The following is a 12,573-nucleotide window of genomic DNA, read 5'->3' on the forward strand; positions in this document are numbered from 1 at the left end:
TACAATAAAACCAAAAGGGTTGTCTTTTGACAACCCTTTTTAGTTTTAAAAATCTCTTTTGATTTTTTATTAAAATGATTTGTTGTTTAAGAAAAAATGAGTAAATTTATGCAAAACAAAAACTGTCAGCTATGAATACTATTAGAAACAGCGTTCGTCTAATCGGTAGAGTGGGCAACGCACCAGAGGTGAAAACTTTTGACAATGGCAATAAAGTGGCTTCATTTCCTTTGGCAACTAACGAATATTTTTACAACGACAAAGGAGAAAAACAAGAACAAACTCAATGGCATAGCATTGTAGCTTGGGGCAAAAATGCAGAAGTAGTGGAAAGATTTGCTGAAAAAGGAAAAGAATTGGCCGTTGCAGGTCGTATTAATTACAACAGCTATCAAGACAAAGATGGTGTAAAACGCACTAACACCGAAATTGTCATCAACGAATTGCTATTGTTATAATTTTATGGGCTACCATGTGTAGCCTTTTTTTTATTATTTTTGAGCAAATACTAAATCATGGATAAACAACAAATACTCAAACGACATAAATTACTGGCTACAGGTTTATTTGTCTTGATGGCTCTGATTTTTGCAGCGATGCTTTTACTCGAAAAATATCAACCTGCAAAATGGATTGGGTATGTAAAAGCGTTTTCCGAAGCGGCTATGGTCGGTGCTTTGGCAGATTGGTTTGCTGTAACCGCTTTGTTTAAATATCCTTTGGGACTAAAAATCCCACATACCAATCTCATCGAAAATCGAAAAAATGATATTGGCGAAAACCTTGGGACTTTTGTAGTTGATAACTTTCTTACACCACAGACTCTTCGACCTTATGTAAAGGAAATTGCGGTTACCAAAACAGCAGGTAATTGGTTGTTGAAAAACAATCAAATGATTTTGAATGAAGTAAAAAATGGAGTGGTAAATTATTTAGAAACCAATGATTTAAAACACATTAAGCAATATATTGCGGAACAATCGACGCAATTGGTTCATAAAATACCTGTGGAAAATTTGATGTCCAACGCACTAAATTATCTCATCGAAAATAGAGAGCAAGACAAGGCATTGGATTACATTTTACAAAGATTGAATGAAGTAATCAAGCAACCCAAATTACTACAAATGGTACAAGAAAAAGTGGATAAAAAGTTTTTTTCTTTATTACCCAATTTTGCTTCAGAATTGATAGCTTCCTATTTTTTAAGTGAAATACAAAAAATTATAGACGAAGTCAGACAAAATCCTCAACATAAGATTAGACGAGAAATCGATAGGGAATTGTCTCAATTTGTCATCGATTTACATTCAAAACCACAATGGAAAGACAAAATCCATCAATTGAAACAACAATTAATAACGGTTGAAAATTTATCAAACTACACCAATCAAATCGTTTTTTACCTAAAAAATCAATTGATAAATGATTTAAATTCAGATCAATCCAATGTTTTGGCCTATATAGATTCTATTATTGAAAATTTTGCTGTAAAACTATCAACAGATAAAGATCAACAGGAAAAAATAGACGGATTTGTAAGAAAAAAACTCTATCATTTAGCTTTGAAAAACAACAAAAAAGTAGGACAATTGATTAGCAATACAGTAGAAAGTTGGGAAGGAAAATCATTGAGTGAAAAACTCGAACTCGAGGTTGGAAAAGACCTGCAATTCATCCGAATCAACGGAACTTTGGTAGGGGGTATGGTCGGATTGATGATTTATACTTTGGTACAATTGTTTTTTTAGTAATTACTGTTTAAAAGGAGACAAATTGTTCTCCTTTTTTTATTGAAATAATTTCAACAATAAGAAAATATTCAACTGTTGAAAACCTATATTTTTCCATAAATTATTTAAAGTGGGAAAAATTTTTCAACAAAGTGGGAAAATGTGCCAAAAAGTGACGTAAATATCATAATTTTGTCAAATAGTATAAAAGCCATTTTGTTTTGAATATTTTGTTAGGTACATACGAGTGTAAAGTCGATGCAAAAGCCCGCATCTCTCTGCCTGTGGCACTGAAAAAACAGTTGCCTCAGCTGTCTGATGGCTTTGTACTAAAACGCTCTGTGTATGAGAAATGTTTGGAACTGTGGCCAATGCAGGAATGGAAAAAAACAATGGAGGGTATCAACCAACTCAACCGATTTGTGAGAGAAAACGATTTGTTTATCCGCAAATTTATGGCAGGGGTAAAATTTATCGAAATGGATGATACAGCTCGTTTTCCTATCTCGAAAGATTTACTCCAATACGCTCAACTTTCCAAAGAGGTGGTATTGGCATCGAAGCTCAACATCATCGAAATTTGGGACAAAGAGGCTTACGAACAAGTGGTAAACGAAGACTCTATCGACTTTGCTGCCTTGGCGACAAAAGTGATGGGAGGTACGATCAATCAATAAATTTAGATTTCAAACATGTCAAACGAATATCATCTTTCTGTGCTATTGCACGAAACAGTTGACGGACTCAACATAAAATCCGACGGCATCTATGTAGATGTAACTTTTGGTGGGGGAGGGCATTCTCGCGAAATTTTACGCAGATTAGGACCTAATGGAAAATTATATGCCTTTGACCAAGACGAAGACGCTTTGCAAAATGCCATAGACGACCCAAGATTTACTTTGATCAACGAGAATTTTCGCTTTTTGAAAAGATTTTTGCGTTTTCATGGCGTAAAACAAGTGGATGGTATTTTGGGAGATTTTGGTGTTTCTTCTCATCAATTCGATGTGGCAGAAAGAGGTTTTTCTACTCGTTTTAATGCGGTTTTGGATATGCGCATGAATCAAAACGGCGAATTGTCGGCTCATCAAGTGATTAATGAATACAGCGAAGAGGATTTGAGTACAATGTTTTTCCAATACGGTGAATTGAAAAACGCTCGTGCATTGGCAAGAACGATAGTAGAGGCGAGAAGAAACGGCGAAATAAAAGATTCGGATCAATTGAAAGAGGTTTTGTCGGCTCATCTTCCAATACATAAAAGCAATAAAATTTTGGCTCAAATCTATCAAGCCATTCGCATAGAGGTAAACCAAGAAATAGAAGTGTTGCGAGAGTTTTTACAACAAGCTTTGGAAGTGCTAAAACCAGAAGGACGATTGAGTGTGATTTCGTATCATTCGCTCGAAGACAGATTGGTAAAGCGATTTATCAAAAACGGAATGTTTGAAGGAGAGCCTGAAAGAGATTTCTTTGGACGATATGAAGTACCGTTTAAGTCTATTGGAAAATTAATCGTTCCGTCAGACGAAGAAATCGAACGAAACAACAGAGCCAGAAGTGCCAAATTGAGAATCGCAGAAAAAAGACCATGAAGTTAAAAGAAATATTTGACAATAAAGCTATAGTTCCTCAGTTGAAGTCCGCATCCAACTGGGGGGTTGTTTTTTATTTGGTATTGCTTGTATTACTCATTATCGGAAACAATCACAGATACGAAACAAAGGTAATCGAGCTAAAAAGACTAAATGAAGAAATGAAGGAATTGCGTACCGAATATGTAGAAAGGCGTTCGGAATTGATGCGAATCAAGATGGAGAGTAATGTTTCGGACATTATGCAAGAACGAGAGGTGTATCCGTCGCAAGTTCCTCCACAAAAAATCAGAGTTGTGATAGAGAAAGAAAAAAAATGGTATGAGCTATGGGATTGAAAAATATAGATAGAAACATATATATCTGCTTGTTTATCTTCATTTTTTTCATCTTTATGGTTATGGTAAAATTGGTGTATATCCAAGTGGTAGAAGGAGATAAATGGCGTGCAAAAGGAGAAAGACAAATTTTAAAAGATGAAATCGTTCCTGCTACAAGGGGAAATATTTATTCATCAGATGGTAGTTTGTTGGCAACTTCTGTTCCCAAATACGACATTGCCTTTGACCCATCTGCCTCGACTGAAGAGCTTTTTCAAAGTGAAATAAAAGCATTGGCAGATTCGTTGGCCGTTTTCAAAGGAAAAAAAACATCTAAAGAATACGAATCTCGTTTTAGAAAATTGCGTTCCAACGGAGGAAAATATGTCTTTTTGTTTAGGCGTTTGAGTTATCCTGAATTTCAACGATTGAAAAAATTTCCGTTGTTGAAATATGGTGGAAATGCGGGTGGATTGATTGTAAATCAAACCCCTGTACGCGAACATCCAATGGGAATGATTGCCAACCGAACGATAGGATATGAAAGGCAAAACGAAGACGGTACTATTACAAGGAAAGGAATTGAGGCAGCATTTACAGAATATTTATCTGGAAAAGACGGCAAGCGAAAAGTTCAAAGGGTTACTAAAACAGCTTGGAAACCAATCCATGATGAAAATTTTGTCGATCCACAAGACGGATTGGATGTGGTAACGACGATCGATGTCTATATTCAAGATATTGCACACCATGCCTTACTCAACTCACTGCAATATTATGGAGCCGAACACGGAACAGTGGTGGTGATGGAAGCAGAAACTGGTGAAATCAAAGCCATTTCAAACCTCGGATTAGGTGCTAATGGAAAATATACCGAAACCATCAATTACGCTGTTTTGGAACGACATGACCCAGGTTCAACCTTCAAATTGGCGTCTTATCTCGCGTTGCTCGACAATGGAAAAGTAGATACCGCAACGATTTTTGACACGCGTAATGGAGTGGTAACTTTCGGTGGAAAACGAGTAACGGATTCCAACCGAAGAGGTTATGGAAAAATTTCATTTGCTCGTGGATTTGAAGTTTCGTCCAATACTGTGATTACACAGGCAGTTTATCAGGCTTATAAAGACAAACCGACAGAGTTTATCGATAAATTGGAATCGTTTGGTTTCAACAAAACTTTGGGATTGGATTTAAAGGGCGAACCTGCATCGTATATTCCAAGACCAGGCGATAAGGCGTGGAGTAAAATCGCTTTGCCATGGATGGCTTATGGATATGGTATTTCTGTAACACCGTTGCAAACTCTGACATTTTACAACGCTGTAGCCAACGGAGGAGAATTGGTAAAACCACGATTTGTAAAAGAAATCAAAAAGGTAAACAAAACAGTAAAAACCTTTGACAAAGAAGTGCTAAATCCTCGCATTGCAAGTAAAGAATCGATAGGAAAAGTACAAGAAATGTTGAAAAATGTAGTGAAACGCGGAACAGGAAAAAGTTTGTATTCATCAGATTTTTCAATGGCAGGAAAAACAGGAACAGCTCAGATGAATTATGGAGCAGGAAAACAAAATATGTTTTATGCCTCATCGTTTGTAGGATTTTTCCCAGCCGAAAATCCAAAATATTCGTGTATCGTAGTGATTCACAGACCTACACAACATAGTTATTATGGAGGAGATGTGGCAGGCCCAGTGTTTAAACGCATTGCACAAAAGATTTTTACAGATGTGCCGTCTTTGAAAGAAATCAAAAACATAGACGAACCACTGAAAAACACTAAAAAAGATTACGAAACCTATTATACCAATGTGCGAAAAATGAACGGAATCGTTCCAAATGTGGTGGGTATGCAAGTAATGGATGCCTTGCCATTGTTGGAAAATTTGGGAGTAAAAACGCAAATCATTGGCAAAGGAAAAGTAAAACAACAGTCGTTGCCATCAGGACACGAAATCAAAAAAGGCGACCAGATGGTTTTGACATTGGGATAGAATTTCAATTGTTAATGATTAATGATGAATTTGCAGGATTGGTTATTTAATTAAAATCTTTAGTTTAAAGCCAATAATATGACTGAAAAACAAATACAAAACATTCAGCAAAAGGAAGAGATTCTCTAAAAAGCTGAGGAGTTTCTTCAAAAAGCGGAAAGTTTATTAGAAGAATGGAAAGCTTTGCAACCTGAAATAAATCAATTAGAGAATTATTATTTCAGTGAACAATGGAAAGTAGATTTTGAGGCGAGTAATCGTGGAGAAATTCCTAAAGAAATACCGCACGGCGTGTTGAGTGAAGGTTTGGTTTACAATCTCATCGCCACGCAACAATCATTAGCGATTCAATACCTCAAATGGATGGCTGAATTATTGGAAAGAAAATGAGAACATACATTGTATTGCTCAGAGGCGTAACGCCCACAGGGAAAAACAAAATTCCGAGTATGGCTTTTCTGAAAGAAATTTTAGAAAAAGGCGGCTTTGTGAATGTAAAAACCTATATCCAAAGCGGGAATATTGTATTACAAACGGAGCTTTCCCCTATGGAAGTGAGTGGGAAAGTACACGAACTCATCAAGGAAAACATTGGGGCAGAACTCCCTGTAATGGTGAAAACCGCTGAGGAAATCAAACAGGTCTTGAGCGAAAATCCGTTTACGGAAAACCACGATATTAAGCGTGTTTTCTTTACCCTTTTTAACGATGAGCTATCGCAATCATTGGCAAACGAACTCAAAACGCAAGATTTCGGAGAAGAAAAATTCGATTTCACACCCCGAGCGATGTATATGTATTTACCCAAAGATGCCAGTCGCACCAAACTCAGTAACAATTTTTTGGAAAAGAAACTAAAAATCATTGCTACCACGCGTAATTTTAATACATTGGGTAAGTTGGTGGAAATGGCAACAGAGGGAGCGAATTTATAAAGTAAAAAATCAAAAACTATGAATTTTATTTTAAATAAATTTACAGCAACAGATTTCGAAGATTATTACCGATTGGTCGGTGATGAGCAGGTAATGGCGATGATTACCGAAAGAGCGATTCCGTTAGAGGAGGCGAAAAGTGATTTTGCAAAGGAATTGATAAAAAATACAATACATCCCGATTTTGGTATTTTTAAAATCATTAATGCAGAAAACCATTCTTTTATTGGACTTGCGAAATTGGAAATTGAAAAATCAGAAAGCAAAGAAGCGGAATTGGGTTATATGATTTTACCCGAGTTGTGGGGCAAAGGCATTGCAGGAAAAGTGACAGCTCAGTTGGTGGACTTTGCCAAAAATCATTCTCAAATATATGAACTTTTTGCAATTATTGACCCTAAAAATATTCCATCAAGAAAGATATTGACCAACAACGGTTTTGAACACCAAGAATACAAAGATTTTGACGGATTACCTGGCGAAATTTTGAGATTAAAGTTTTAATATCAACTCTTAGTAACAACATTATGAACAACAACCAAAATTGGATAGATAAGTGGAATCATAATTTCCAAAATAAAGAATATGTATATGGCAAGTTGCCCAATGTATTTTTGAAAGAACAGCTGGATCAGCTTCCCGCTCAAAACATTCTCTTTGCTGCCGAAGGCGAAGGTAGAAATGCCGTATATGCCGCCAAAAAAGGGTGGAATGTTACGGCTTTTGACATCAGCGAGGAAGGACGAAAAAAGGCACTTCAGTTGGCGAACGAAGTAGGGGTAAACATTGATTATAGAGTAGGCGAATTGCCTAATTTGGATTTTTCCAACCATAATTTTGATGTGGTGGCACTGATTTACGCCCACTTCCCAGCAAAAATAAAATCTGATTATCACAAACAACTCGCAAAGCTCTTACCAGCCAATGGACTGGTGATTTTCGAGGCATTTTCCAAAAAACATTTGCCTTACCGCGAGAAAAATCCCAAAGTGGGAGGCCCTGCTGATGAAGCCTCGTTGTTTTCTATCGAAGAGCTAAAAGCAGATTTTTCAGATTTTGAGTTACTCTATTTCGAAGAACTTGAAATAGAGCTGAATGAGGGGCTACTCCATAACGGAAAAGGAGCCGTAATTCGATTGGTAGCGAGGAAGAAATAGACGGTATTCGAAGATGTATGAAATTAAGAAAGGATATTACTGATTGAAAACAAAACTATGAACCTAAAAGATATATTACAAAACATAGAAATCATTTCCCTTTTGGGGGAAGTCAATACCGAAGTAGGTAACTTGGTACAAGACTCACGGTCAATACAGCAAGGCGATGTATTCATTGCTATAAAAGGCGCCGCATCGGATGGGCATCAATTCATCAAAAAAGCAATCGAAAAAGGAGCGAAAGTCATCGTTTGCGAGGAAATTCCGCAAGAAACTATTTCGGAAATCGTTTACATAAAAGTAAAGGATAGCGTTTCGGCTTTGGCAACGATGGCTTCCAATTTCTACGGAAATCCTTCCGAAAAACTCAAATTAGTAGGTATTACAGGAACCAACGGAAAGACCACTACCACGAGTTTGCTGTATCAATTGTTCAGAAAATCAGGACACAAAGTCGGACTGATTTCTACTATTGCTATTTATGTTGATGATGAAAAATTCGACACGATAAACACCACACCTGATATTCTTACATTGAATAAATATCTGAAAATGATGGTAGATGTAGGTTGCGAATATTGCTTTATGGAAGTAAGTTCGCACGGCGTGGAGCAACGACGCATCGAAGGATTGCACTTTGCAGGGGGCGTGTTTACGAACCTCACACACGACCATTTGGACTATCACCAAACCTTTGCTAATTACCGTGATGCCAAAAAGAAATTTTTTGACCAATTGCCCAAAACGGCTTTTGCCCTAACAAATGTTGATGACAAAAACGGCAGTGTGATGCTTCAAAACACCAAAGCCCAAAAGAAAGCCTATGCACTAAAAACAATGGCAGATTATCGTTTGCAGATTTTGGAAAATCAGTTTTCAGGATTGGTGGTAAAAATAGACGGACAGGAAGTTTGGACAAACCTCATTGGGCAGTTCAACGCTTATAATCTGTTGGCGGTTTATGCCGTTGCCGATTTGCTCGGAATCGAAAAAATGCAGAACCTAACCGCATTGAGTACGTTGCAGTCGGTGGGCGGACGATTTCAGTATTTTGTATCGAAAGACAAAATCACCGCGATTGTGGATTATGCCCACACACCCGACGCCTTGCAAAATGTGTTAGACACCATCAACAACATACGCACCAAAAACGAACAACTCATCACGGTGGTAGGTTGCGGAGGCAATCGCGATAAAACCAAGCGTCCGATTATGGCGGACATTTCAACCAAGGAAAGTACACGAGTGATTTTCACTTCGGATAATCCGCGAGACGAAGACCCACAAACGATTTTGGAAGAAATGGAAGCAGGGGTTTCGGCAGAGCATTACAAAAAGTTTGTTACCATAACCGACCGCCGTCAGGCAATAAAAACCGCGTGTCAGTTTGCCCAATCAGGCGATATTATCCTCATTGCCGGCAAAGGACACGAAACCTATCAAGAAGTAAAAGGTGTTCGCACCCATTTTGATGATATGGAGGAGGTAAAGGTTGTTTTTGAATAAACCTAAAACCGATAAACTATGAAGACATTACCTTATTTACCGCCTAATAAAGAGATAGAAACCATCGCAGTATTTAAGCAGTTGAATATGTCTCACAGACGATTAGCAGAGTTAAAAGGAGTTGTGAAGACAATTCCAAACGAACAAATATTGATAAATACTTTAACGCTCCAAGAGGCAAAAGATAGTAGTGAAATTGAGAATATTGTAACAACTCACGATGATTTGTTTAAAGAAAATATATTGATAGAAACCAAAAATCCGGCTTCAAAAGAAGTGTATAATTACGCTCGAAGTTTGCGTTTTGGTTTTGAAATAGTTCGTAATGAAAAAATGTTGTTGAATAAGCACATTATTGCAGTTCAGCAAATTTTGGAACAGAACAATGCAGGATTTAGAAAACAAGCGGGAACAAAATTGGTCAATTCATTAGGAGAAACTATATATGTACCACCACAAGATAGTGAAGAAGTATTGCGATTGATGGCAAATTTAGAAAAGTTCATCAATGATGATGATTTTTCAAACTACGACCCTTTGGTAAAAATGGCAATCATTCATTATCAATTTGAAAGTATTCACCCATTTTACGATGGAAATGGTCGTACAGGTCGTATTATCAATATTTTATATTTGGTTTTACAAGGGTTGTTGGATTTGCCAGTGCTGTATTTAAGTCGATATATCATTCAAAATAAAGCACAATATTACCAAGTATTGCAAAATGTAAGGGATAAAGATGATTGGGAATCGATGATTTTATATTTATTAAAAGGAGTTGAGGTTACATCATTACAAACCATTGATTTGATAATGAAAATCAAACAAACAATGAGTGAATATAAGTTGCGATTAAGAAGATCATTGCCAAAGATTTATAGTCAGGATTTATTGAATAATTTGTTTAAAAATCCATATACTAAAATAGAATTTTTACAAGAAGATTTACAGGTAGCAAGAAGAACAGCATCAAATTATTTAGATGCAATTGTGGAGTTGGGATTGTTGGAAAAAGTAAAAGTCGGAAAACAGAACTATTATTTGAATCTAAATTTGATAAAAGTTTTGATGGGAGAACAATGATACGGCAAAAAAAAGCGATTTTTTGCCACGAGAAAAATAATGTGGCAAAAAAAAGCGATTTTTTGCCACGAAGATAGTGATATGGAAAAAACGCCATTTTTTTCCACGAAACTGACAAATTGCGTTGTATATAAAAACCTAAAACCGATAAACTATGAAGACAAACAAAATACAATTATTTGAACAAAAACAAGTTCGCACCCATTGGGACGGAGAACAAGAAAAATAGTATGTTTCTATTATTGATGTGATTAAAGTTTTAATGGGAACTGATCGTCCAAGAAAGTATTGGAGTGATTTAAAAACCAAATTGAAAAAAGAAGGAAGTGAGTTGTCCGAAAAAAATCGGACAACTGAAAATGCAATCTTCGGATGGGAAATATTATAAAACAGATGTAGCTGATAATGAGCAGATTTTACGATTGATTCAGTCGATTCCTTCCAAAAAAGCGGAACCTTTTAAATTATGGTTAGCACAAGTAGTCAGTGAGCGAATAGATGAAATGCAAGACTCTGAAATTTAGATAGATAGGGCATTGGAACAATATCTGAAATTAGGTTATTCCGAAAATTGGATTAACCAACGATTAAAAAGTATTGAAATTCGCAAAAAACTGACCAAAGAATGGAAAAATAGAGGTGTAAAAGAAGGGAAAAATTTGCTATACTTACAGATATTATTACCAAAGCATAGAGTGGCAAAACTACTAAGGAATACAAAATTCTCAAAGGTTTAAAGAAAGAGAATTTGCGTGATAATATGACTAATACAGAATTGATTTTAAATATGTTGGCTAAGGGCTTCGACCAAAGATATTTCTCAGGCTACCCAGTCAAAAACATTTGAAGAAAACGCCATAGTGGCACAACAAGGCGGAGAAATAGTAGGTGGTGCAAGAAAAGAATTAGAAGCTAAAACAGGCAAAAAAGTAGTGAGTGGAATTAACGCAAAGTCGGTTTTAGAACTAAAAAAGAAGGAATAATCCAAAGAATAAGTGAAAACACAATTAAAATGCATTTTTACCACAATGAGACATATCAAAATCAAATTGTGATGTAAATATAATGGTAAAATAACAAAATATTTTCTCTTTAAAATGAACATAGAACAGTTACGAGATTTTTGTTTGTCATTTCCAGAGGCAGGAGAAAAGATGCCTTTTGATGATGATATATTGGTTTTTACCGTATGCGATAAAATATTTTGTTTGGTAAGCACCAAAAATTATGAATTTATGAATCTGAAATGCAATCCCGAAAAGGCAATCGAACTCAGAGAGCGATACAGCGAGGTTTCTCCTGGGTATCACATGAACAAAAAACATTGGAACAGCGTACGCGTAGAAGGGAATTTGTCGGAGGAAATGTTAAAAGAGTGGATTTCAGATTCCTATTGGTTGGTGGTAAATACGCTGCCAAAGAAACGAAAAGAATTGTTGAAAAGTAATGGATAATAAAGAAGAAAATGAAAGTAAATAAAGTGAAAAGAATTGTAATATTGTTGTTTGTATTGATAGGTTTCTTACAATCTTGTACGGTAAATGCAGAATATGTTTTTCATAAAGATGAAACTTCTACTGTAACATTAGAAGTTGAGGTTAAAGAAGACTCTGAAGGGAATTTAGTATCGAAAGATTCAGTAAAATCAAAATTTCCGAAGGAGTGGACAAGTGTTTATGATATGAATAAAGTGGAAGGGGAAGTTATACCGCCAGATTCCGAAGAAATTGCAAAACGAACTTTCGTAAAAGGAATATATAAAGATGAGAAAAAAATAGGCTTTGGAATTCGGTTGGAGCGATTGAGCAATGAAGATTGGAAGAAAATAGAAAAATCTCAAAAAAAAGAAGAAAAATTACTTTCTTCTCTAAATCAATCATCTATAGAATGGAGTGATAAAAAATTGATTATTAATCTTGAAGAGTTGCTAAGAGACGATAATCAAACAAAACAAAAGTCCAAAAACAAAACAAAGAAAAAAGAGGATGATTTTGGAGCCCAAATAGCCTCTTCAATGCTTGAAGCTTTTGATATTCAATTGAACACAAAGTTTGTGTTTGAAAATGAAATAAAGTCAATAAAAGGAAAACATCCAAACTTTAAACAAATTAATAAGCACACAGTTCAGTTTAACATAAACTTAAAAGAAAAAATGGAGCAATCCAGCAAAAAGAAAAAGCACGACAAATTCATCATCATTGAAACAAAATAAAAAAAAAATGATTTATAGTATTTAAACAA

Annotated in this window: 15 protein-coding genes and 1 pseudogene; all 16 read left to right on the forward strand. The window is 35.8% G+C overall.

Annotated features, from left to right (window positions below):
• Positions 1–131: 131 nt before the first annotated feature.
• Positions 132–458: a single-stranded DNA-binding protein gene (locus AB4865_RS03430; RefSeq protein WP_372474343.1), complete on the forward strand. Its 327-nt coding sequence runs from the start codon at positions 132–134 to the stop codon at positions 456–458.
• A 57-nt stretch (positions 459–515) separates the two neighbouring features.
• Complete coding sequence (locus tag AB4865_RS03435) at positions 516–1,751, forward strand: DUF445 domain-containing protein (protein WP_372474344.1); 1,236 nt, start codon at positions 516–518, stop codon at positions 1,749–1,751.
• 203 nt (positions 1,752–1,954) lie between these two features.
• The gene (gene mraZ, locus AB4865_RS03440; protein ID WP_372474345.1) at positions 1,955–2,410 is read left to right on the forward strand and encodes a division/cell wall cluster transcriptional repressor MraZ; all 456 of its coding nucleotides are present in this window, start codon (positions 1,955–1,957) and stop codon (positions 2,408–2,410) included.
• A 15-nt stretch (positions 2,411–2,425) separates the two neighbouring features.
• On the forward strand, positions 2,426–3,331 hold the full coding sequence (gene rsmH, locus AB4865_RS03445; protein ID WP_372474346.1) for a 16S rRNA (cytosine(1402)-N(4))-methyltransferase RsmH: 906 nt from the start codon (positions 2,426–2,428) through the stop codon (positions 3,329–3,331).
• Positions 3,328–3,669, forward strand: coding sequence for an FtsL-like putative cell division protein (locus tag AB4865_RS03450; protein WP_372474348.1), 342 nt, complete (start codon positions 3,328–3,330; stop codon positions 3,667–3,669). Before rsmH ends, AB4865_RS03450 begins: the two co-directional genes overlap by 4 nt.
• A complete protein-coding gene (locus tag AB4865_RS03455) occupies positions 3,660–5,651 on the forward strand; it encodes a penicillin-binding protein (protein WP_372474349.1) in 1,992 nt (663 codons plus the stop codon). Before AB4865_RS03450 ends, AB4865_RS03455 begins: the two co-directional genes overlap by 10 nt.
• A 141-nt stretch (positions 5,652–5,792) precedes the next feature.
• Positions 5,793–6,041, forward strand: a pseudogene (locus AB4865_RS03460) (DUF4298 domain-containing protein); the annotation flags it as partial.
• Entirely contained in the window at positions 6,038–6,586 is a 549-nt protein-coding gene (locus AB4865_RS03465) for a DUF1697 domain-containing protein (protein WP_372474350.1), read from the forward strand. The pseudogene AB4865_RS03460 and the gene AB4865_RS03465, both read left to right, overlap by 4 nt.
• A gap of 18 nt (positions 6,587–6,604) precedes the next feature.
• A complete protein-coding gene (locus AB4865_RS03470; RefSeq protein ID WP_372474351.1) occupies positions 6,605–7,090 on the forward strand; it encodes a GNAT family N-acetyltransferase in 486 nt (161 codons plus the stop codon).
• 23 nt (positions 7,091–7,113) lie between these two features.
• Positions 7,114–7,743 (forward strand): class I SAM-dependent methyltransferase, encoded by a 630-nt coding sequence (locus AB4865_RS03475; RefSeq protein WP_372474352.1) that lies wholly within the window; start codon positions 7,114–7,116, stop codon positions 7,741–7,743.
• A gap of 57 nt (positions 7,744–7,800) precedes the next feature.
• Positions 7,801–9,249: a UDP-N-acetylmuramoyl-L-alanyl-D-glutamate--2,6-diaminopimelate ligase gene (locus AB4865_RS03480; RefSeq protein ID WP_372474353.1), complete on the forward strand. Its 1,449-nt coding sequence runs from the start codon at positions 7,801–7,803 to the stop codon at positions 9,247–9,249.
• 18 nt (positions 9,250–9,267) lie between these two features.
• On the forward strand, positions 9,268–10,332 hold the full coding sequence (locus AB4865_RS03485; protein ID WP_372474354.1) for a Fic family protein: 1,065 nt from the start codon (positions 9,268–9,270) through the stop codon (positions 10,330–10,332).
• 326 nt (positions 10,333–10,658) lie between these two features.
• Entirely contained in the window at positions 10,659–10,856 is a 198-nt protein-coding gene (locus tag AB4865_RS03490; RefSeq protein WP_372474356.1) for a BRO family protein, read from the forward strand.
• A 336-nt stretch (positions 10,857–11,192) separates the two neighbouring features.
• Positions 11,193–11,315: a hypothetical protein gene (locus tag AB4865_RS03495; RefSeq protein WP_372474357.1), complete on the forward strand. Its 123-nt coding sequence runs from the start codon at positions 11,193–11,195 to the stop codon at positions 11,313–11,315.
• A gap of 114 nt (positions 11,316–11,429) precedes the next feature.
• Entirely contained in the window at positions 11,430–11,786 is a 357-nt protein-coding gene (locus AB4865_RS03500; RefSeq protein ID WP_372474358.1) for an MmcQ/YjbR family DNA-binding protein, read from the forward strand.
• A gap of 11 nt (positions 11,787–11,797) precedes the next feature.
• Positions 11,798–12,544, forward strand: a complete 747-nt coding sequence (locus AB4865_RS03505; RefSeq protein WP_372474359.1) for a hypothetical protein — start codon at positions 11,798–11,800, stop codon at positions 12,542–12,544.
• Positions 12,545–12,573: the final 29 nt, after the last annotated feature.

Source organism: Capnocytophaga sp. ARDL2 (assembly GCF_041530365.1).
In the GTDB taxonomy this organism is placed as follows: domain Bacteria; phylum Bacteroidota; class Bacteroidia; order Flavobacteriales; family Flavobacteriaceae; genus Flavobacterium.